The organism is Neobacillus sp. K501, from assembly GCF_053749995.1.
Map to the genome: position 1 here is coordinate 1 of NZ_JBSLYA010000010.1, position 20,470 is coordinate 20,470.

The 20,470-nt window shown below is 41.7% G+C and carries 23 protein-coding genes; 12 read left to right on the plus strand and 11 right to left on the minus strand.

Annotated elements, in window-relative coordinates:
- Positions 1 to 3 precede the first annotated feature (3 nt).
- Complete coding sequence (locus tag ACWM35_RS19665; RefSeq protein ID WP_454820767.1) at positions 4 to 96, plus strand: IS3 family transposase; 93 nt, start codon at positions 4 to 6, stop codon at positions 94 to 96.
- A 56-nt stretch (positions 97 to 152) separates the two neighbouring features.
- Here the strand turns inward: ACWM35_RS19665 and ACWM35_RS19670 are convergent, their stop codons facing one another.
- Positions 153 to 308, minus strand: a complete 156-nt coding sequence (locus ACWM35_RS19670) for a hypothetical protein (protein WP_454820577.1) — start codon at positions 306 to 308, stop codon at positions 153 to 155.
- Between the two features lie 111 nt (positions 309 to 419).
- On the opposite strand from ACWM35_RS19670, the gene ACWM35_RS19675 reads away from it, so the two are divergent.
- The 4 genes from ACWM35_RS19675 to ACWM35_RS19690 are packed head-to-tail and all read left to right on the plus strand — an operon-like array spanning position 420 to position 3,369.
- Positions 420 to 1,094 carry a DNA alkylation repair protein gene (locus ACWM35_RS19675; protein ID WP_454820578.1) on the plus strand — a complete coding sequence of 225 codons (675 nt, stop codon included), beginning with the start codon at positions 420 to 422 and terminating at the stop codon, positions 1,092 to 1,094.
- Positions 1,095 to 1,150: 56 nt separating this feature from the next.
- A complete protein-coding gene (locus tag ACWM35_RS19680) occupies positions 1,151 to 2,005 on the plus strand; it encodes an HAD family hydrolase (protein ID WP_454820579.1) in 855 nt (284 codons plus the stop codon).
- A 21-nt stretch (positions 2,006 to 2,026) separates the two neighbouring features.
- Positions 2,027 to 3,109 carry a PQQ-dependent sugar dehydrogenase gene (locus ACWM35_RS19685; protein WP_454820580.1) on the plus strand — a complete coding sequence of 361 codons (1,083 nt, stop codon included), beginning with the start codon at positions 2,027 to 2,029 and terminating at the stop codon, positions 3,107 to 3,109.
- A 23-nt stretch (positions 3,110 to 3,132) separates the two neighbouring features.
- The gene (locus ACWM35_RS19690) at positions 3,133 to 3,369 is read left to right on the plus strand and encodes a hypothetical protein (protein ID WP_454820581.1); all 237 of its coding nucleotides are present in this window, start codon (positions 3,133 to 3,135) and stop codon (positions 3,367 to 3,369) included.
- A gap of 151 nt (positions 3,370 to 3,520) precedes the next feature.
- Here the strand turns inward: ACWM35_RS19690 and ACWM35_RS19695 are convergent, their stop codons facing one another.
- From ACWM35_RS19695 to ACWM35_RS19725, 7 genes are all read right to left on the minus strand, one after another.
- On the minus strand, positions 3,521 to 4,417 hold the full coding sequence (locus tag ACWM35_RS19695; protein WP_454820582.1) for a FixH family protein: 897 nt from the start codon (positions 4,415 to 4,417) through the stop codon (positions 3,521 to 3,523).
- The gene (locus ACWM35_RS19700; protein WP_454820583.1) at positions 4,414 to 5,091 is read right to left on the minus strand and encodes an ABC transporter ATP-binding protein; all 678 of its coding nucleotides are present in this window, start codon (positions 5,089 to 5,091) and stop codon (positions 4,414 to 4,416) included. Before ACWM35_RS19700 ends, ACWM35_RS19695 begins: the two co-directional genes overlap by 4 nt.
- A complete protein-coding gene (locus ACWM35_RS19705; RefSeq protein WP_454820584.1) occupies positions 5,088 to 5,885 on the minus strand; it encodes an ABC transporter permease in 798 nt (265 codons plus the stop codon). Before ACWM35_RS19705 ends, ACWM35_RS19700 begins: the two co-directional genes overlap by 4 nt.
- Positions 5,849 to 7,189 carry a nitrous oxide reductase family maturation protein NosD gene (gene nosD, locus ACWM35_RS19710; protein WP_454820585.1) on the minus strand — a complete coding sequence of 447 codons (1,341 nt, stop codon included), beginning with the start codon at positions 7,187 to 7,189 and terminating at the stop codon, positions 5,849 to 5,851. Before nosD ends, ACWM35_RS19705 begins: the two co-directional genes overlap by 37 nt.
- Positions 7,186 to 7,752, minus strand: coding sequence for a hypothetical protein (locus tag ACWM35_RS19715; protein ID WP_454820586.1), 567 nt, complete (start codon positions 7,750 to 7,752; stop codon positions 7,186 to 7,188). Before ACWM35_RS19715 ends, nosD begins: the two co-directional genes overlap by 4 nt.
- A gap of 76 nt (positions 7,753 to 7,828) precedes the next feature.
- Positions 7,829 to 9,700, minus strand: a complete 1,872-nt coding sequence (nosZ, locus tag ACWM35_RS19720; protein ID WP_454820587.1) for a Sec-dependent nitrous-oxide reductase — start codon at positions 9,698 to 9,700, stop codon at positions 7,829 to 7,831.
- A gap of 12 nt (positions 9,701 to 9,712) precedes the next feature.
- Positions 9,713 to 10,156 (minus strand): cytochrome C, encoded by a 444-nt coding sequence (locus ACWM35_RS19725; protein WP_454820588.1) that lies wholly within the window; start codon positions 10,154 to 10,156, stop codon positions 9,713 to 9,715.
- A 227-nt stretch (positions 10,157 to 10,383) separates the two neighbouring features.
- Between ACWM35_RS19725 and ACWM35_RS19730 the strand changes: the two genes are divergently transcribed.
- A complete protein-coding gene (locus ACWM35_RS19730) occupies positions 10,384 to 11,127 on the plus strand; it encodes a Crp/Fnr family transcriptional regulator (protein ID WP_454820589.1) in 744 nt (247 codons plus the stop codon).
- A gap of 74 nt (positions 11,128 to 11,201) precedes the next feature.
- Here the strand turns inward: ACWM35_RS19730 and bshB2 are convergent, their stop codons facing one another.
- The 3 genes from bshB2 to pdxK all read right to left on the minus strand — a co-directional run bounded on the left by bshB2 (position 11,202) and on the right by pdxK (position 13,240).
- Positions 11,202 to 11,873 (minus strand): bacillithiol biosynthesis deacetylase BshB2, encoded by a 672-nt coding sequence (bshB2, locus tag ACWM35_RS19735; RefSeq protein WP_454820591.1) that lies wholly within the window; start codon positions 11,871 to 11,873, stop codon positions 11,202 to 11,204.
- A 24-nt stretch (positions 11,874 to 11,897) separates the two neighbouring features.
- Positions 11,898 to 12,248: a YojF family protein gene (locus ACWM35_RS19740; RefSeq protein WP_454820592.1), complete on the minus strand. Its 351-nt coding sequence runs from the start codon at positions 12,246 to 12,248 to the stop codon at positions 11,898 to 11,900.
- Positions 12,249 to 12,412: 164 nt separating this feature from the next.
- Positions 12,413 to 13,240, minus strand: coding sequence for a pyridoxine/pyridoxal/pyridoxamine kinase (gene pdxK, locus ACWM35_RS19745; protein ID WP_454820593.1), 828 nt, complete (start codon positions 13,238 to 13,240; stop codon positions 12,413 to 12,415).
- Between the two features lie 340 nt (positions 13,241 to 13,580).
- On the opposite strand from pdxK, the gene fdhD reads away from it, so the two are divergent.
- The 6 genes from fdhD to mobA all read left to right on the plus strand — a co-directional run bounded on the left by fdhD (position 13,581) and on the right by mobA (position 20,469).
- Positions 13,581 to 14,339, plus strand: coding sequence for a formate dehydrogenase accessory sulfurtransferase FdhD (gene fdhD, locus ACWM35_RS19750; protein WP_454820594.1), 759 nt, complete (start codon positions 13,581 to 13,583; stop codon positions 14,337 to 14,339).
- 110 nt (positions 14,340 to 14,449) lie between these two features.
- Positions 14,450 to 17,425: a formate dehydrogenase-N subunit alpha gene (gene fdnG, locus ACWM35_RS19755; protein WP_454820768.1), complete on the plus strand. Its 2,976-nt coding sequence runs from the start codon at positions 14,450 to 14,452 to the stop codon at positions 17,423 to 17,425.
- Positions 17,425 to 18,258: a 4Fe-4S dicluster domain-containing protein gene (locus ACWM35_RS19760; protein WP_454820595.1), complete on the plus strand. Its 834-nt coding sequence runs from the start codon at positions 17,425 to 17,427 to the stop codon at positions 18,256 to 18,258. The genes fdnG and ACWM35_RS19760 overlap by 1 nt, the downstream gene beginning before the upstream one ends.
- On the plus strand, positions 18,251 to 18,961 hold the full coding sequence (locus ACWM35_RS19765) for a formate dehydrogenase subunit gamma (protein ID WP_454820596.1): 711 nt from the start codon (positions 18,251 to 18,253) through the stop codon (positions 18,959 to 18,961). The genes ACWM35_RS19760 and ACWM35_RS19765 overlap by 8 nt, the downstream gene beginning before the upstream one ends.
- A 79-nt stretch (positions 18,962 to 19,040) precedes the next feature.
- The gene (locus ACWM35_RS19770; protein WP_454820597.1) at positions 19,041 to 19,850 is read left to right on the plus strand and encodes a formate dehydrogenase accessory protein FdhE; all 810 of its coding nucleotides are present in this window, start codon (positions 19,041 to 19,043) and stop codon (positions 19,848 to 19,850) included.
- Between the two features lie 16 nt (positions 19,851 to 19,866).
- On the plus strand, positions 19,867 to 20,469 hold the full coding sequence (gene mobA, locus ACWM35_RS19775; protein ID WP_454820598.1) for a molybdenum cofactor guanylyltransferase: 603 nt from the start codon (positions 19,867 to 19,869) through the stop codon (positions 20,467 to 20,469).
- Position 20,470 lies beyond the last annotated feature (1 nt).

A 20,470-nucleotide genomic window follows, 5' to 3' on the forward strand; every position in this document is an offset into this window, starting at 1 on the left:
TATATCAAATATTATAATAACAAGCGTATAAAACAAAAATTGGCAGGCATGAGTCCGGTTCAATACCGTATCCATACCAGCCAATTAGCAGCTTAATATAAAACTCTAACTTTTGGGGGTCACCTCATTCACAAAAGCCGGCTTCTTCTTCTTTAATGCGGATTTGTTTTACTTTGCTGACTTTTTTGATTGCGTTTATTCCCCTTGCTGTTATCCCCGCTGACAAACTCAGCTGCAAACTCAGCCTCTTCATGCCCTGCCTGTGGTGCATTTTGATTATTACTGCCTTTATTATATTTTTTTGTCATGAATCTACACCCCTTTCATCTTTAGTTTGGCGTTCCCCTAATCCTTTATGCATCAGTTAGTTGCAACCGAGCTTTGAAATTCGCTAGACTTGAAAGGAAGGAGATGGAAAGATGATTACGCTGCTGACAAAAATGTTGGAAGAACGCCGTAACGATGAGAACGCCTTTTATATGAAAAAATATATGAGGAACCAATTCCCTTACTTCGGGGTTAAGACACCGGAAAGACGAGAATTAGAGAAGCAATTTTTCAAAGAGACAGGAATCTTAAAGCAACCATTTAACAAGGATTTTGTTTGGGCGCTTTGGGAAATGGATGAACGAGAATATCAGAATGTAGCTTTAGATTACATTGAGAAATCACTGAAAAAACTGCAAAAAGAGGACATTTCCTTCTTTGAAAAATTAATCACAACGAAATCCTGGTGGGATACCGTCGATGTGATTGGTCCAAAGGCGGTTGGCCAGGTTGCGCTTCAAAACCCTGAAGTCATTGAAGAAACGATCAATGGCTGGTCGACGCATGAAAATATGTGGCTAAGACGAGCGGCAATTTTATTTCAATTAAAATATAAACAGCAAACGAATGAAGTACTTCTTTATCAATACATCATAAAAAATGCTGACAGCAAAGAGTTTTTTATTCAAAAAGCGATTGGCTGGGCCTTGAGGGAATATTCGAAAACGACTCCTGAATCCGTTAGGCTGTTTATCGATGGTAATCCGTTGGCACCATTAAGTATTCGTGAAGGTAGCAAGTATTTAACGAGTGCAAATAGGCGATAATGTTGGAGTAATCATGTTAGAATGGCAATAACGAAAAAATAGAAACAGGTGAAAACATGATTAAGTGTATTGCAACAGATATGGATGGGACATTATTAAATTCCTATCAGAAAATTACCGAAGAAAATAAACAGGCCGTGTTAAAAGCACAGGCACAAGGAGTCGAGGTCGTTGTTGCGACTGGACGTTCTTATCAAGAAGCGCGTTATGTATTAGATGAAGCAGGATTACAATGCCCGGTGATTTGTGTCAATGGTGCAGAGGTACGCTCTGTTAACGGAGAGATTGTTTCTTCCACGCCAATCGATAAACAAACAGCAAGAAGAGTTGCTGAAGCCCTACATAAACAAGAGATTTATTTTGAAGTGTATACAAACCAAGGGACATTTACCCTCGATAAAGAAAAAGCCGTTACCGTTCTTGTTGACATCGTTTTAAGTGCCAATCCTGAAATGGATCGTGAGGAAGTGACCTATGCCGCAAGTTCCCGTATCCGTGATGGGTTAGTCGACGAAATTGAAGACTATGAGCTTCTTTTTAATAATGATGAACATCAAATTTGTAAATTACTTGCTTTTTCAATGGATGCGGAAAAACTAGATAATGTAGCCAAAGTTCTAAAAAATTGGGGAAACCTCGAAGTTGCCTCATCTGGTCATGAGAATTTGGAAATTACCAATAAAGAAGCGCAAAAGGGAATTGCCCTTGAGGCATTTGTTAACGCAATCGGTGTGGAATTAGCAGACACGATGGCGATTGGTGACAGCTACAATGATGTTTCGATGCTTGAGCGCGCCGGACGTGCAGTAGCTATGGGGAATGCTGCCTATGAAATCAAAGCAATCTGTGATTGTATAACGGACACCAACAACGAAAGCGGCGTTGCCACAGCCATCCTTGAAGTTTTATAGTTTTAGAAAGGAAGGGGATTTATGTTCAAAGTTGGTTCCATTTTGTTAGCAATTGTCATCGCGTTGTCAGGCTGTTCTTTTTTTGAAAAAGAAGAAGTGCCTCCTAATGATCAGCAGGAGGATGAGGCGGTAGTTCTTCAGCCAGAGCTGGAAGTGGTCGCGGATCATCTTCAGGTTCCTTGGTCGATTAATCAGCTTAATGAGGTTTTCTATTTAAGCGAGCGGACAGGGAGCATCGTGAAAATTGAAAATGGCAACATGGAACGACAACAGGTTAGCCTGGCTAAGCCGCTTGCTAAGGCAGCTGAAGCCGGACTATTAGGCTTTGTCCTCGATCCTAACTTTACACAAAATCAACAAGCGTTTGCTTATTATACGTATTCGGATGATGGACAAAGGCAATTTAATCGTGTTGTCATTCTCGATTATGATGGCAAGCAGTGGTCGGAAGGAAAAATCCTGCTCGATCGTATTCCAAGTGCGGCTTACCATCATGGTGGCAGGTTGAAAATCAGTCCTGACGGCAAGCTTTATATTACGACAGGTGATGCAACGATTCCAGAATCAGCGCAGGATTTAACGTCATTAAATGGGAAAATCCTCAGAATGAATCTGGATGGTTCAATTCCAACCGACAATCCCTTTCCGAATTCCTATGTTTATAGTTATGGCCATCGAAACCCTCAAGGGCTGGTTTGGATTGGTGATTCACTTTATGCAAGTGAGCATGGTCAATCCGCCCATGATGAAGTGAACCGGATTAAACCGGGTGCGAATTATGGCTGGCCTGTCATCCAAGGAACAGAACAGAAAACCGGAATGGAGACACCGCTATTTCAATCTGGAGATGAAACCTGGGCTCCTTCTGGAATGGCTGCTTACAACGGGAAGTTGTATGTGGCGGCTCTCAGAGGCGAGGCGATCCGTGAATATGTTTTGGATAAGCTGACAACGAGAGCCGTGATCACGGGCTTAGGAAGAATCCGTGATATTTACGTTAATGGTGATTATTTATATTTTGTCAGCAATAATACCGATGGCAGAGGGAATCCCGATGCGGCCGATGATAAACTGTATCGCGTGTTAGTAAGTAATTTGAAATAGATAAGTGGACAGGGGGAGTTTTTATGAGTACAAAAAGTAATGCCTTACAATTTGGCTGGACGTTGATTGCCCATTCATCATTCCAGATTTATTCCAATAAAAACTCCTATGTGGTCATTGATGAAGACAATGATGTGATGATTCGGTTTTCCGTCCAAGAACACGAACTCGAAGTACTTAGCAGCAACTGGGATTTAAACTATAAAGTCAATATCGGCTTTAAAACGATAAAAATTTTAAACATACCAGAAACGACTTAAAGAAAACTTGGCTAGCGCCAACCGTTAGGGCAGGCGATTGCCTAGTTGCACTTATACTTAATTCCTAAAAATTTTAACTACGTCGAGATATCTTCAGTGCTAAAATTTTATACCTTAACGTATAAAAAATAGGCCGCTGATGGCCTATTTTTTATAGAATGACAATCTCTAACGAGTTCACTTGGGAAACAAGCAGTTCTTCGTATTTTTTTTCGGCTTGGAACATCACTTCTTGCTCGCCCATCGTTGGATTTTCCTTTTTCACTTGGTCGATTAAGTCTTTTTGTACCTTTTGGGAGAGGACAATTAATTGATATTGCTGCTGTTCAATCTTCCAAAACTGCTCTTCACCATACTCGCTGATCATCGCTTTAGCGGATTCAAACTGACTGTATTGGTTACGGACTTTTTCGATTTCCGTGTCAATCTCCATGTCAGATACTTTATGACCCTTTTCTTCAGCAAGCATTGCCATTGCACGCAGGCGGATAATTTGGGTTAATAATTGATTTTTATCCTCGATCAGCTTTTCTTGTGAATCCCAATAAGCTAATGCTCCCTCAAGCTCCTTACCGGTATAGCGCTTTTGATCGGTTTCGCGGTTCATGGCCAGTTGTAGAGAATTAATAAATTTATAGAATGTTAAGTCTTCCTCGGTAATCCACTTCCCATTAATCGAGGCCACACCCTCCGATTTTTTAACCTCGTACTCGATAATCTCTTCTGACGTCTCGCCATCTTTTTCTAGCGTAAAGACAATTTCATATTTCCCGGCCATCGTGAGGTCAACCTTGCCAGAATATTTACCCTCAGCCACATCTGTTAATTCCACTTCATTGCTGCCATGATCCATATTTTTCATTGAAAATTCGGCTTTAACCTCTAGTCCTTCGACGGCTTTATCATTCTCGGTGATTTCCACCTCAACGGTTGCGGCTTTTTGGAAATAAATCGGCTTTGTTACTTCTACCTTATAGTCAGGGCCGGCGTTGCAGCCTGTAAGTAGCCCGATCAATAGCAGTACGGTCAGCATTATCGCTTTCTTCATGATTCGCTTCCTCCTAAATTATGCGTCAATAAGAATTCCTCTACGGTATATTTGGACATTCTTCCATTATCTAAATAGGCTACATGGGTGCACACCTGTTTAATTTCATCGAGATGGTGAGAGGAAAGGAGAATCGTTTTATCGTGCAGCGACTTTAACACTTCCAAAATTTCCTTTCTTCCCAGCGGGTCAATTCCGCTTGTTGGTTCATCGAGAATGAGAATGCTAGAATCCTGATACAGTGTAATCGCGAGTCCGAGGCGCTGAAGCATCCCTTTGGAATATTTCTTTACTTGGACATCGCGGTCATCCCACAGACTTACAGACTTCAATATCTTCTCGATTCGTTCCAAATCCGCTGTTTTAGAGACAGCCTCGGCAAAAAACGTGATATTCTCAAGACCGGTCAGCATTGGATATAGCATGAACTTTTCTGGCAGATAGGCAATGGCCTTTTTCCAGTCGCTGGTTTTTTTATTAACCTTGATTCCGTTAATGGCAATTTCTCCACCCTTAACAGGAAGAATACCAAGCAGACTATTAATAAACGTTGATTTCCCCGCGCCATTGCGGCCAACTAAGGCACAAATTTCATTTCGGTTAATCTCAATATTAATCGAATCAAGTACGTTCTTTTTTCCGAAGGCTTGGTTTAAATTGGTTACTTTAATCATTCATATCCCTCCTTGCGGTGAAACACGATTGCCGCCGTTACGGAAACAGCTAGCCAGAAGATGAGATTTCCAAGCAGGAAGAATACCGGCTTCGTCCACATAAAGGCTTGCAATAACCGGGACATATGGCCAAAGGAATAAACACCCATGCACGTTTCTAAAAACATTCTCACAGACTGCAGTGGATTTAAAAAATAGATACTTGAGAATCCTTTTACATTTTCATAGGTGACGTCAGGTAAAAATGAGAGCAGGATAAAGTCATGCAGGAAGAAAAAATAGAACCAAATAAAAATTGTATAGCCGATAATTTGCATCCGAGAGCGGCTAAAGCTGCCAACCGCTGCCCCCATCTGCAAAAATACGAGCGCCATCGTGATAATCGCGATCACAAAAATGAAATAGCCTTTAACATCTAGCTGAAAATGAAACTTAAGTAACAGGAGATAGATAAAAAACCAGGCGATCAACGGCAGCAAGACGACCGAGTAAAGCCCGAGGCTTTTCCGCACCAGAAAGCTTGTATAACTGTCCTTTTTTGTTAACAACATGATTAACGTCTTTTGTTCCTTTTCTTGAAAAATCGAAAAGGCGCCAATAAACAAGCAAAGGATTGGGATAAAATAAATAATCGTATCAAATAGATTAATTAAGAGGACATAGAATCCTTTATCAAATGAAAGGGCAGTAGAACGAAACAAAATACTAACTGAAATGAGAACGATAATGCTTAATGCCAGCCATAATCCTTTTCCTCTTATGTTTTCCTTCCATTCCTTCCAAATGTAATGCATCGTATATGTCTCCCCTTTAGTAAAATCAGCACAGCCAACAGCCCGATTACACCGTAAAGCAGGGCAGGCCTGCCTCTTTTTGCTTCGGTCAGTGGATGTGGATCATGAAACATGACTTCTTCATCCTTTAACAGACCATTTATTTTTTCATAAATGCTGACGGCAGGCCTTTTTAAAAATAAATAGGTTAATTCTTGATCTTCTAGTAATTCATATAAAGAAGATTGATAGCTTATCGGAAAATCCCCTATGCCGTCCTGGTTTAAATCGGTGAGCGGGAAGGAGGTTCCCCAGTCATTCCCTTTGCCGCTTTTGCTCCAGAAATTGTTTTCGCTCGTACCACCAATCGTAACGGCGGGAATCGTATTTTCAGAAATTCGGTTTTGCGTAAAAATTTGCTCATTCGAGCTGGACCAAAGCTCAATCCCCACTTGGTTTTGAATAATTTGATTGTCTTGTATCAAGTTTCGGGTGGATTGATCAATGTACAGGCCCCGTTGATTCATATAAAACGTATTATCACGAATTTGATTATCATTCGCCTGTAGTAGCAATAATCCAAAGGATTGATTGCCATAATTCACAATAAATTGGTTATCTTCGAGAATAAGATCATTGGAATTCATGACAGCCGCGCCGCCAGTGTTCATCGTAAAAATATTTTTCTTAAAAATGTTATTATCGGAATACATGTAGTGCAGTCCATATCTTGTGTTGCTAATGTTATTTTGAAAGCTTTCATTATTATTCGCATAGTCGAAAAACATGCCATCGCGTGTTCCTTCAATTTTATTATTGATCAACAGATTATCATTGGCATAATAAACATGAATTCCGTTGCCCTGTGCGGCGATTTCACCTTTCCCCATCCCTTTAATATCGACAGAGCGAATTTTATTCTCATGGGCTTGGCTGAGATAGATACCGTGAAAAGAATGACGGATCTTAATATCCTCAATGACATTTCCATTCGTATGAATTTTTATTCCTGCATACTCCTCAGGGGAATTGCGGTCCATACTGCTTCCGGTAACGGTCAATTTCCGTAACGTAACCTTTGGTGCCTTGATGGAGATGACGTTTCCGGTTCCATCTCCTTTGATCACGGTTTTACCTGCACCGATAATGGTAACAGGCCTGTTAATGACAATATTGCCCTCGTAGGTTCTATCGTCTAGCTTCAAAACTGCTCCTTCTTCCAAGCTATTAATCATGGCTTGCAGGTTTTCAGCTGCGCTATTTTTCTCAGGGCTGATGATCAAAAAGAGAGTGAAAACGAAAAGAAAGAGCGTTAGTTGTTTCATTTTTTTCGATCCTTCCATAACGGAATTAATAAAAGAATAAAGGCGGCAATGACGAAATAAGTGCCGATCCCAAGCATACTGGTTGTTTCAAAGTTTGCGATTGTATTATGCCCGATAATGGGTGGAATAAAAGGATCCATTTGAATCGGTGCCGTTGGGCTAAGGTCTGTACCGTAATCTTTAAGGGCACTGTAAAGATCATACACGCCAAGCAGACCGCCAATGACAAACACAGCGATTAATCCATAAAGTACAGCTTTTTTTCGAAGCAGAGCAGTGATAAGTGTAAGTGCTGCTAACCCGCCAATGATATAGGAGAGATACTGAAGTTCAGGGAAATTTTCCTCACTAAAGTTTTTCATCCCGATATAGTGATTTAGACCGTTAACAATATCGATTTCACCTTCAAGTTTATTCGGATAAACGATAATATTTAATCCTTCAGGATACTGGGGTGCCAAAAAGAGCATTTTCCACCATGGGAAAAATAATGAAATAACAATTAAGACTGCTGCAAGTACCAATAATAATGATGATCCAATTGATAGTTTCTTAGCATTCAAGTTAACCACTCCTTTTATGGTAGAAACTTAAGAAAAGGGAAGGGGTACCAAAAACTTGATACCCACTCCATTTCATTTAGTTTTTTGGCTTAACAAGGAAGTAACCAGTCATTTCTTGGTGTAAAGCTGAACAGAAGTTTGTACAGTATAATGGGAATGTACCGGCCTTGTTGGCTGTGAATTTGATTGTATTTGTTTGGCCAGGCTGTACTTCAATGTTCATGTCATAGCTGTTAATCGCAAATCCGTGGGTAATGTCTTCATCAAAGTCAATATTGGTGAGATGGATGGTGACTTCATCTCCCTCATTCACTTCAATCACATCAGGACGTTCTGCTTTGGCATCAAAGATGAATTTCGAACGCATCGCGATTCCATAAACATCGACCTTATTACCGTTGCGGACAATCTTTGCATCTTCCTGCTTGTAGATTGCATGTTCATTCTTTTCATTTTTCTCATAGACTTCGATGGTTTTAATTTTGTCCGCTTTAATCATTTGTGCGTAGTGCGGTTCAGGGTTAACTGGTGAAGATTGAATCACCTTCATTTTGCCGCTGATATCAATTAATTGCATCGACTCTGGATGTGATGGACCAACAGACAAGTAGCTGTCTTTTGCTATTTTGTTGAGGGCAATGATCCACTTGCCATCTGGTGCGACGGTGTCACCCTCTGCAGCTACGGAGTGTCCAGGAGAATATTGAACCGGTACACGGTCTAAGGTTTCACCTGTTTTCGGATCCCATTTCACGATTTCAGAAGAGATAAACATTGTTGTATAGGCCATGCCTTTGTCATCAAATTGTGTGTGAAGCGGTCCAAGAGCGTTTTCAGGGTTCACTTCTTTTTCCATGACAGACTCATATTTAATGATTGGAATACCGTTACGTTCTCCGGAGAAATCACCTTTTTTAATCGCTTCAAATGCCTTTTCAAAAGAAAATACCGTCATCGCAGGGGCAAGCTTACCAGATGCGATAAAGTGTTTTCCATCAGGTGTAACGTCGACACCATGTGGTGATTTCGCTACTGGAATTAAGTAAATTCCGCCCTTTTGCTTTTCAGGGAAAATCATTTTTTGACCGCCGATATCCTCGTACTTACCGTCCTTCACCATTTGCTCTAACTCTTTCCAGTTAAAAAGAACGATAAAGTCACGGTCTGCCTGGGAGGCATTGATTTCAAGATTGGTTGTTGCTTCTTCCGTATTATAAGTAGTCATAACCGCCCAATCAGCTGAGCTTTTCTTACCTGCATCTGATAAATCATATGACCATGGTGGAAGTGCTACTTGATAGGCAATGTTTAGCTTTTCGCTGTTTTGGTCAAAGGTTACCGCCGACATTACCCCGCGGTACTGTTCGCTATATTCATCCAATGTTTTATATTCAGATCCTAGTGGCACAGCAAAACGTGTTGGCAGGAACATATACTCTGTATTTTCGGTAACGAACGCTGCACAGTGAGGCCCGCTCGTATTTGGAACTTCAATAATATCTCGAACAGTAAATGTTTCTAGATTCATAGCGGCTGCACGGCTGTTACCGACATCCGTTGCAAACATATATTTCCCGTCATAGTCACCATTTGTTTCTGAGAAAGCCGGATGGTGAAGGTCACCCCAAGTGTAACCACCCATCATTTCTTTCGAGTGCTCATCAAAACCATAACCTGTGGCTGAATCTGGTGAGAATACCGGTACGGTACGAATATGACGCATCGACGGAACACCGTAGATAAACATTTGGCCAGAGTGGCCGCCAGAAGCGAATAGATAATAATCATCCTTTTCGCCAAAGGGAACATAAACCTTTTCTGCATCGCTTTTTGTGCTGCCTGAGGCAGTTTCATTGTTTGTTGACTTTGAAAAATCAGCAAACGAAATCGTTGCGGCAACAAAGCCAGCAAGTAATCCCGAAGCGATTGGAACCCATTTCTTCATCATGACACCACCTTTTTATTTTTCAGATGCTTGTTTAAGTAAATCAACGATTTGCGTGCGTTCTTCATCAGATAGTGGACTTCCGCCGATCACACTGGACATGACTGCTGAAGTTGGCTCTTTTAAAAACTCGTCGATCGATTTGCCATGCTTACCTTCCACATTTTCAAATGCCTTTGAAAGGTCTGGACCCGTTGCACCGCCTTTTAATCCTAATGAATCAACAGCGTGACAGCCTAGGCAGCCTTTACTGTTTAAAATATTGTTGTCATCAACAGATGCTGTTTCCTCAGTCGGTTCTTTCTTTTCCTCTGTAGCTGACGTTGTTTCTTCTGTTGTCTCTGTTTGTGCTGTTTCTGGCTGCTTATCTGAGTCATCCAAAATGACGCCAAACACGAGATATCCAAGTCCAAAGCCAAGGACCAAGCTTATGGCAAAGTGGATAATTGCCTTATTCATACTTCCCCCTCCTTCTGTATATTGAACAATTTCATCCTAATGAGAAATCAACGGTAAATTTGTGACGTACCGCACACATTTTTAGATGAGTTTGAACTTTTTGTGAAAGGGCTTGCTAGATTAAGGCATTTAAAAATGAACGTTTTGTGAAAAGCATCACTACGTATCCACAAAATATCTTTTACAATGGAAAATAAAATGGAATTGGAGTAATAAGGAGGGATAACTTGAAGCCGCTAGATTTTTTAGAGGATCCGCATTTAAATGTCATTCCTGACATGAAAACAGGTGATCTGCTCAGGAAAATTGTGTTTTTTAAGGACTTATCAGGAAATTCACTTCAGCTTATAAAAAAACGGATTCAACGGTTTTCCTTACAAAAGGGTGATCAGGTGATTCATGAGGATGAAATTGCTCAGGGAGTTTACTTTGTTCAATCAGGCACGGTAAAACTCACCAAACAGAATGAAAACGGCAATGAAGTGATTGTTTGTATTAAGCAAAAGGGGGATGTGTTTGCGGAAGCCTGCCTCTTTTCCAAGACATCTGAGCTCTATCCTGCGACAGCGACAATGCTTCAGGAGGGTGAGCTGTTATTTTTAGATAAATTGGAATTAGAGAAGGGGCTGTGGGAAAATCCAGAGCTTTCGATGCAGATGATTCGCTATATGAGTGATTCCCTCCGCGAAATGACTTCAACGTTAAGGGATGTTGCATTGCTCGATGTCTATGCCAAAACGGTTAAGACGCTAGAGCGGTTGGGGACTAAGTTTAATACTTCGAGCACAAGATGGGGGATTGAAATCCCGTTAACGGTTCAAGAATTTGCTACGGTTGTTGGAACAACAAGAGAAAGTGTTAGTCGTGTTTTTTCAAAGTTGAAAAAGGATGGAATCATCGAAATGAAGTCACGAAAGATCATCATCCTTGATTGGTGCCGGCTATGTTCATTGTTGAATACAAAGTTTTAAGGGTCTACGTTCCCGGGAAAGAGTATTTTTGCAAAAATGGTCACGTAGAGAGGACTCTATGTGACCAAAGATGTTTAGCTATTGAATTTATATGTCCAAAAGCGTTCGTTGTTAATCCAGACCATAATTTGCGGGTCTTGGTTTTTAAGTTTTTCCTCGACGTCTGTAAACATTGCTTCCGTTTGCGAGCGATGTGCCTGGATGGCAGCGAGTTTTTTCTTGGCAACCGGGGTAATATTATTGATAATATCCGCCTCGCCAAGCTCTTCCACGCAATTTTTCGAGAACGCCACACAATGTAGCTTCGGCCGTGCAGCAGCCGGTATCCGTTCTACAGCCCGCACTACGGCCGCACCGGTGGCATCATGATCAGGATGGACGGAATAGCCAGGATAAAACGTGATGATAAGGGAAGGATTAACATCTGCGATAAGCGAAGACATCACATTGGTTATCGCTTCTTCATCCTCGAATTCTACGGTTTTATCGCGATAGCCGAGCATTCTTAAATCTTGAATACCTAACGCACTGGCTGCCGCTTTTAATTCTCCCCTACGAATTTTAGGGAGATTTTCTCTTGTCGTGAAAGGGGGATTTCCCATATTGCGTCCCATTTCGCCTAATGTTAAACAGGCATAAGTAACAGGAGTTCCATTTTCGATATGAGTGGCAATCGTTCCTGATACTCCGAAAGCCTCGTCATCCGGATGAGGGAAGACGACTAAAACCTGACGTTCTTTTTCCATTAAAAATCCTCCTTTCCTACTAAGTTATTCGAACGGTGTCTTGCTGATTTCAAGTGCTACTGCCAATTTGCCTTGATAATCGTGACCTGCGATTAATAAGCGGTCCTCGTCATCCACTTCAAAGTGAGTAAGCCCCTCCGCGTAAATCCAGCCAATATCCATTTTTAGGCCAATTCGATAAGGGTCATTCCCTGTAATTTTTCCATATTGATAACGTACTTTTGCATTGCGGATATAGGCACCTGCTGAAAAGAAGGTTTGATCATGATGGGATGCATAGGCGCCGTTCGTTGTTTCAAGGTGGATATAAACATCCTGATTGGCAAAGCGGTTGATCTCCTCTTGGACCTTTTGATAACCTTTAATTGGTTCCAAACTATAAGCCCCCTTTCCCTGTGAAGGATTCATAAAACAAGTGTATTTAATAATGTAACTATCATACTAAAATCACTTTGAAAAAGCGAAATCCTTGCTTAAAAAATATCATAGCTAAATAAAGGAAAAAAGCCGAATATAGGATTCGGCTTTAATCATTTTTATTAGCAGTCTTCACAGAATTCGCCTTTGGCGCTGCGGTAGGCTCCATGCCAGGTAGGGCCGACAAATTCATTTAAGCGGAAGCCTTGGCTGATCGCTGCAGAGGTAAATTCCTTCGCTGTTTCCACAGCCTCTTGTACGGAGCTGCCCTTCGCAATCTCTGCAGTAATCGCAGATGCAAAAGTACATCCTGCCCCATGGGTAAAGGACGTTTCAAATTTTTCTGTTTCAAATACAGTAAAATCTTTTCCATCATAAAGCAAGTCGATGGACTTTTCCTCTGTTAATAGCTTGCTGCCGCCTTTAATTACGACATTTTTCGCCCCTAAATCATGGATTTTGACTGCGGCTGCCTTCATATCCTCCAATGTACGAACGGGACCTGTTTGTGCCAGTTGCCCTGCTTCAAATAGGTTTGGAGTGACAACTAACGCACGTGGTAACAATAGTTCCCGCATCGCATCAGCTGTTTCCGGGTTTAAAACTTCATCTTCCCCCTTACATACCATAACAGGGTCGATGACAACACGCTCCAATTTATTTTCATCAATCACTTTTGCTGTTAATTCGATCATTTCAACCGTAGCAAGCATGCCTGTTTTCATTGCGTCAATGCCAACAGATAGAATCGTATCAATTTGTGGTCGAACCGTGTCAACAGAAATCGGAAACACACTGTGATGCCAACCCTTTGGATCCATCGTTACGATGGTGGTAAGGGCCGTCATACCATAAACTCCTAGCTCTTGAAACGTTTTTAAATCTGCTTGAATCCCGGCACCGCCGCTCGTATCAGAACCTGCAATTGTCATTACCTTCTTAATGGTCATATGTACTCCTCCTAGAAGAAAGTTATAAAACTATTCTTATTATAATTCAAATGCAAAAATATAGCAGTATTTATGGTCAGGATATCCGCTTACTTTGAATGTTGACAGAAAAGGAACAATTTAAGTTTAGTACACTAAATACCTATTTATTTGTGATATATCTTACATTCTAGGTCGTCCTTAGGACATATCATAGTACATAAATTACAACCATTATTTGTAAGCGTTTGCAATTAGAGTTCGTTTTTTTTACGAAATGTGATGAATATCGCTGTGAGTAAATTTTACGAAGCTTACAATGTATAAGTTAAATATTAATTCCTGAAAGGTGGGGAAAACAATGAACCGCAAAGGTTGCCCCGATGAGTATCCGATTACGTTAGTGGTGAACGGATATGAAGTTGCTGTCTTTCAATTAACGAATCAAGATCTTGAAGATTGGACCTATGGTTATTTGTTTTCTGAAGGTTTTATTCAGGGAGCGGATGAAATTGATGCCATTACCATTCATGAGGAAATGGCCAGCATCCATGTTAACCTCGGGAATGGCTTTAACGAAGAAGAAATGTTTTCAAAAAAGAAGCATTACACAGCTGGTTGCGGCCGCGGGGTCACATTTTTTTCCATGACAGACGTTAAGAGCTTTGAAAAAGTGAACTCAGGACAAACACACCCGTTGAGCTATTTATTGAAAAAACGCAGTGAATTTGCGCAAAATTCACCGCTATACCTTGAAACAGGCGGCATGCACGGTGCCTGTATTGTTGACGAGTCTGGAGCGATAACCGTTCGCGAAGATATCGGCCGGCACAATGCAGTGGACAAGATTATTGGCCACGCACTTCGAAATCATTTACAACCGGACCGGTTACTTTTACTTACAACCGGGAGGGTTTCATATGAAATGCTTTCCAAAGCAGCGAAATTTGGTTTTCCTGTCATTGGTTCACGAACAGCAGCGACAAAGCAGGCTGTTCAACTGGCTAAATATTTAAATATTGAGGTTGTTGGCTATTTAAGAGGGAAAATGGCCAATATCTACACTTCAACAGGAAGAGTTCAAAATGATTTAAATGAAACCGCTGTCGTGATGCATTGAAGGGGGAATTAAAGAATTAAAACTGTGTCTAGCTACAGCGCCTAGGGGCGCTTCCGCTTTTCGTGGGATGTTCTATTTTAATTTTGGGAGGAGTTAGAGAAATGGTTGAAATCAACTTAAACCGCCGGAAATTTTTGAAATTGTCTGGGGCAACAGCGGCAACCTTAGCTGTCGTTGAATTAGGTTTTAACGAGAAAAAGGCCTATGCCAAGACGAAAGAATTTAAAATTGAAAAATCAACGGTCACACCGACCATTTGCTGTTTTTGCGGCGTTGGCTGTGGAATTTTAATCCACACAAAAGATAACACAGTGGTTTATACGGAAGGGGATCCGGATAATCCAATAAACGAAGGTAAGCTATGTAGTAAAGGAACAACGATCAGGCAGTTATATACTTCTGAAAAACGAGTAAAGAAACCGCTCTATCGTGCTCCTGGAAGCAATAAGTGGGAAGAAAAAGATTGGGAATGGATGTATGAAACCATTGCCAAACGTACGAAAGCAACGCGCGACAAAACATTTGTTGAAACTGAAAATGGCATGATGGTAAATAAGACCGAGGCGATTGCTAGTCTTGGCGGAGCAGCTCTTGATAATGAAGAGACATACCTGCTCGCAAAAATGATGAGAGGGCTTGGTGTCACTTATTTAGAGCACCAGGCACGAATATGACATAGTTCTACGGTTGCCGGTCTGGCACCTTCAGTAGGTCGTGGAGCAATGACCAATCATTGGAATGATTTGCAGTATACGGATTGTGCATTAATCATGGGTGCAAACCCTGCTGAGAATCATCCAATCAGCTTTAGATGGTTAACAAAAGCCAAGGACAAAGGCGGAAAAATTGTCAGCGTTGACCCTCGTTTTACTCGAACATCGTCAATGGCTGATGTGTACGCACCGCTTCGTTCCGGTACGGATATACCGTTTGTTGGCGGGATGATTAAATATGCGCTCGATCATGATTTAATTCACAAAGAGTATGTGGCTAAATATACGAATGCAAGCTTTATTGTCAAAGAAAGCTATAAATTCGAAGACGGCTTGTTCTCAGGCTATAACCAAGAAAAGCGTACCTATGATAAAACTCAGTGGGCATGGGAAAAGAATGAAGATGGAACCGCCGTAAAGGATGAAACATTACAACATCCTCGTTCTGTCTTCCAATTAATGAAAAAGCACTATTCCCGTTATGATGTAGATACTGTTACAGCTGTAACAGGTACATCAAAAGAAGACTACTTAAAGGTTTGTGAAGCGTTCTGTTCAACCGGTAAAGTCGGAAAATCAGGAACGATCCTTTATGCGATGGGAACGACCCAGCATACTGTAGGGACACAAAATGTCCGTGCCTATGCAATCCTGCAACTTCTTTTAGGAAATATGGGCTTACCTGGTGGCGGTATTAACGCATTGCGCGGGGAATCCAACGTTCAAGGTTCAACGGACTTTGGCTTGTTATACAACAACCTGACTGGATATTTAAATGCACCTACAGCCATTCCAGAGAATGCTACTCTTGCAGGACACTTAGCAAAAGAAACACCTAAAACCGGCTATTGGAGCAATAAACCGAAATTCATCGTCAGCCTATTAAAGGCTTGGTATGGTCCTAATGCCACAGCAGATAATGAATTTGGCTATCACTATTTGCCTAAGGGTAATAAAAACTACTCACACATCAACTTGTTTAATGCGATGTATAGGGGTGAACTAGAGGGTGCCTTCCTCTTTGGGACAAACCCAGTTGTCGGCGGGCCGAATGCCGGAAAAGAAAAAGAATCACTTTCAAACTTGAAGTGGTTAGTTGCCGTTGACCTTTGGGAAACAGAAACATCAGCGTTCTGGCAAACCGAAGCAGGCAGCGACCCTTCGAAAATTAATACCGAGGTTTTCCTTCTTCCAGCATGTTCCTCTTATGAGAAAGAAGGAAGTATCTCGAACAGTTCACGCTGGATGCAGTACCGCTGGCAGGCAATTAAGCCGCTTGGAGAGTCCAAAGCGGATTTAGAAATCATTCATGAGCTAACAACACGGATTAAAAACCTTTATAAGAATGAAGAAGGCCCTGCAGCTAAGCCAATCAATGCCCTTTATTGGAACTATGGCGAAGGTCATCATCCTGATATTGATCTTATTTGTAAGGAAATCAACGGTTATGATGTCAATACTGGAAAGCTAATCAATGGCTTCGGCAATCTAAAGGATGACGGTTCAACCTGCAGTGGGAACTGGATTTATTGCGGTTTCTATCCGGAAGAAGGCAAGAACCGTTCCAAAAACCGAGACAACAAAGATACCGGTTTAAGCATGTATCTAAACTGGTCATATGCATGGCCAATGAACCGCCGGATTCTTTATAACCGTGCCTCTGCTGATCCAAGTGGTAAGCCATGGAGCAAGGAAAAAGAAGTAATCTGGTTTGATGACCTGCAGCAAAAATGGGTGGGATATGATGTACCTGACTTCCCGCCGACTAAGAAGCCAACGGATCCAGGTTTTGCCGATCCATTTATTATGATGAATGATGGTGTGGGCGGATTGTACGCACCAACCTTAAATGACGGTCCATTCCCTGAGCACTATGAACCATACGAAAGCCCAGTACCGAATGCCTTCTCAAGCCAGGAAATTAACCCAGTTATTCAGTTGTTTGAGGGTGATTTCAATAAGCGCGGCTTTAAGGCGGACTATCCGATTGTAGCAACTACCTACCGGGTTAGTGAACACTGGCAGTCCGGTTCAATGACGCGTAACCAGGAATGGTTATCAGAGCTTGTTCCACATATGTATGTGGAAATCAGTGAAGAATTAGCAAAAGAAAAAGGCATTAACAATAAAGACAAAATTATTGTCAGCTCCGCTCGAGGAGAGGTCAAAGCATTTGCGATGGTGACGAAGCGCTTTAAGCCACACACCATAAATGGTAAGAAAGTTCACCAAATCGGAATGCCATGGCATTTTGGCTACAAAGGTATTGCAACTGGGGATACAGCAAATCGCTTGACGCCGCATATCGGGGATGCCAACACAACGATTCCTGAATATAAGGCATTCCTCTGTGACGTAAGGAGGGCTGACTAATGGCTACGGAATATGTGAAATTTGTTGATGTTACCAAATGTGACGGCTGTCGGGCTTGTATGGTAGCCTGTAAAAACTGGAATGACCTTCCGGCTGAACCACAAGACTTCTTAGGTAGTGCCCAATCACATATGAAAACTACGGCTGATACATGGAATGTCTTGCAGTATATTGAGCATGAAAACTCCAAAGGAGATCTTGACTATCTTTTCCGTCATTCTGCTTGTTTCCATTGTACGGACGCAGCATGTGAAAAGGTTTGTCCAGAAAATGCGATTAGCTACACCGATTTCGGCACCGTTGTCATTGATCAGGACACATGTGTTGGCTGTGGCTATTGTGTGCAAAACTGTCCGTTTGATGTTATTTCTCTTAAGGAATATGTCGATAAAAATGGCGATAAATATCGAAAAGCTCATAAATGTACGATGTGTACCGATCGTCTTGAAGAAGGCTTGCAGCCTGCCTGCGTTACGACTTGCCATACCGGAGCAATGGAATTTGGCGATAAAGCCGCAATGATTAAAAAGGCAGAGCAGCGTGTGAAGGAGATTAAGGATCGTTATCCTAATGCCATGGTCTATAACCCACAGGGGGTAGGTGGTACCCATACGGTTTACGTATTAGCAGAAAAGCCGTCTGTATACGGGCTACCTGAAAACCCTAAAGTTCCGACTTCCGCCGTTCTTTGGAAGGACTATGCGCAGCCACTGGGCAAAATGATGCTTGGTGCTACGAGTATGGCCCTGGTAGGAGCATTTGTAACGAACAAGATATTTAATAAAAAAGGCAAAGACCACGAGGAAGAAAATGGAGGTGGCAGCCATGAGTAAACCGATTCAACCTGAAGTGAACGTAAAGCGTTTTTCAAAAGCTTTCGTTTGGGCACATGCAATCAATGCGATTTCATTCTTTGCCCTCTATATTACAGCATTGCCAATGTATACGGAGTTTTTTGATTGGCTTTATCCCGTGCTTGGCGGTCCGGCAAATGCACGTTTGCTACACCGGATATTTGCTGTGGCCTTCATCTCGCCAACTTTTATTTATTTGATTTTTGACCGTAAAGGATTTTTCCGCTGGATGAAAGAGCTTGTAACGTGGAAAAAACGAGACATGGAATTTTTCACGGAATTCGTGAAAGAGCTGTTTGGTTTTAATTTTAAACATGTTAGACAAACCTTCTTTAACGCTGGTGAAAAAATTAACTCGATTCTCCAAATTATTTGTGCGATTATCATTATTGGTTCAGGATTCCCTATGTGGTTTCCAGACCTTTTCCCAGCTGCGGTAGTGCAATGGGGATACTTTTTCCATAATGTTGGCTTTGGTCTAGCGATTGCCGTTATTGTTGGTCACATCTATCTGAGTGTTATTCATAAGAACTCAAGACCAGGCTATACAGGTGTAATTAACGGTGAAGTCCCTGCATGGTGGGCAAAAGACCACTATACAGAATGGTATGAGGAAGAAGTCAAAAAAGGCAACTTCCCCGACCTAGACGACCCAAATAACAACAAGAAAAAAGGCGCTTGATAGATTGAAAAGTAAATACCCACGAGGCTGTCTCTAAAAGGGCAGCCTTTCTTTAAAATAAGAAAGAGGTGCAACAGCGATGATCAAGTCCGTTGTTTCCAAGGAATACCAGATTTTGCAAAAGGAAATTTTTAAACTTCAGGAACAGTGGAAGGGTAGCCTGAATCCAGATGCGATTCAGCCTAATTTAGATAAAGCAGCCATAGCTGCTGGAGTGCCAGCAGCTGCATTAACGGCCATTCATTTTGATATTTCACTAGTTTTACAGTGGATAGAAGAAATAAACAGTCTATTAATAAAGGCTATTCCCGAGCTTGAAGCAAAGCTTGCTGGGGTAGAAAATCTACTAGATGAAGAAACAGCGATCCGTTGGATTGATGAGGCATTTACCTTCAATAGTCTATATTTTGCAGGTTTTGCGAAGGAGCATAGCTTAGAAGAATGGATCCCGCAATTTCTTGCTGAGACGGCCCTTCGCCCTTATCTGCAGCTAACCGCTGAAAAAGTACAGCATGAAATTCATCATGGCGTCCATGGTGCGGGTTGCCCCGTTTGTGGTGAACCAGCTAGACTCGCTGTTCTTGAAGACGAAGGCAAGAAAGTGATGCAATGTCCACGCTGTCTTGCCCATTGGCATGCACGTCGTCTCGAATGTGTCCATTGCGGGAACGAAGACCACAAAACCATGCAGTTTATCACGGTTGAAGGAGATGCTGCATCACAAATCCAAGTTTGCGATGACTGCAAAGGGTATATTAAAGTGATAGATACAAGACAATATTTAAATAAACCAACGGCCGCAATGCTGGATTTGAATACGATCCATTTAGATTTTGTTGCACAAGAGAATGGTTATCAGGCGGTTGGCGAGAAAAAATTGATGAACTAAAGAAGGTGCTGTTGGGATGAAAGCTGCGGCTATTATTTTATCAGGTGGAAAATCGAGCAGAATGGGCACAAATAAGGCGCTCTTAAAAATAAACGAAAAAACAAATATTGAAAGAATCGCAGACAAGCTTAAGATTCTCTTTGACGATATTATTCTTGTAACCAATGAGCCTGAACAATACAAATTTTTGGGGTTAAAAATGGTGGAAGACCAATATCCAGGAATGGGGCCACTAGCTGGTGTTCATGCGGGACTTGAGGTTTCAGACTTTGAAGTAAACTTTGTGGTGGCCTGCGATATGCCGTTTATTTCTGTGGAGCTTGCGAACGCCCTTGTGAATAATTGCAGCCACTATGATGCAGTCGTACCAGTTATCAATGGAAAACAGCACCCGTTATTCTCTGTTTTTAAAAAAGAAACAGCCAATAAAATCGAGCATTCAATTGCGGATGGACGTCTTCGCATGAAACATCTTTTGGACGACCTTAATGTCCTTTACCTGACGGAAACGGAATTGCGTGCCCTATGCCAGCTTGACCTTGAGCGCATCTTTTTCAACATGAACCACCCAAATGAATATGAAGAGGCAAAAAAATGGGCCGAGCAAGAAAGGATGTAAG

Coding starts and splice junctions, on each gene's coding strand:
- ACWM35_RS19765 (WP_454820596.1), top strand. CDS start 18,251: ATGAGTAAACCGATTCAACCTGAAGTGAACGTAAAGCGTTTTTCAAAA.
- pdxK (WP_454820593.1), bottom strand. CDS start 13,240: ATGACCATTAAGAAGGTAATGACAATTGCAGGTTCTGATACGAGCGGC.
- bshB2 (WP_454820591.1), bottom strand. CDS start 11,873: ATGGAAAAAGAACGTCAGGTTTTAGTCGTCTTCCCTCATCCGGATGAC.
- ACWM35_RS19685 (WP_454820580.1), top strand. CDS start 2,027: ATGTTCAAAGTTGGTTCCATTTTGTTAGCAATTGTCATCGCGTTGTCA.
- ACWM35_RS19725 (WP_454820588.1), bottom strand. CDS start 10,156: ATGAATAAGGCAATTATCCACTTTGCCATAAGCTTGGTCCTTGGCTTT.
- fdhD (WP_454820594.1), top strand. CDS start 13,581: ATGAACCGCAAAGGTTGCCCCGATGAGTATCCGATTACGTTAGTGGTG.
- ACWM35_RS19680 (WP_454820579.1), top strand. CDS start 1,151: ATGATTAAGTGTATTGCAACAGATATGGATGGGACATTATTAAATTCC.
- nosD (WP_454820585.1), bottom strand. CDS start 7,189: ATGAAACAACTAACGCTCTTTCTTTTCGTTTTCACTCTCTTTTTGATC.
- ACWM35_RS19700 (WP_454820583.1), bottom strand. CDS start 5,091: ATGATTAAAGTAACCAATTTAAACCAAGCCTTCGGAAAAAAGAACGTA.
- ACWM35_RS19770 (WP_454820597.1), top strand. CDS start 19,041: ATGATCAAGTCCGTTGTTTCCAAGGAATACCAGATTTTGCAAAAGGAA.
- ACWM35_RS19690 (WP_454820581.1), top strand. CDS start 3,133: ATGAGTACAAAAAGTAATGCCTTACAATTTGGCTGGACGTTGATTGCC.
- mobA (WP_454820598.1), top strand. CDS start 19,867: ATGAAAGCTGCGGCTATTATTTTATCAGGTGGAAAATCGAGCAGAATG.
- ACWM35_RS19705 (WP_454820584.1), bottom strand. CDS start 5,885: ATGCATTACATTTGGAAGGAATGGAAGGAAAACATAAGAGGAAAAGGA.
- nosZ (WP_454820587.1), bottom strand. CDS start 9,700: ATGATGAAGAAATGGGTTCCAATCGCTTCGGGATTACTTGCTGGCTTT.
- ACWM35_RS19695 (WP_454820582.1), bottom strand. CDS start 4,417: ATGAAGAAAGCGATAATGCTGACCGTACTGCTATTGATCGGGCTACTT.
- ACWM35_RS19675 (WP_454820578.1), top strand. CDS start 420: ATGATTACGCTGCTGACAAAAATGTTGGAAGAACGCCGTAACGATGAG.
- ACWM35_RS19760 (WP_454820595.1), top strand. CDS start 17,425: ATGGCTACGGAATATGTGAAATTTGTTGATGTTACCAAATGTGACGGC.
- ACWM35_RS19670 (WP_454820577.1), bottom strand. CDS start 308: ATGACAAAAAAATATAATAAAGGCAGTAATAATCAAAATGCACCACAG.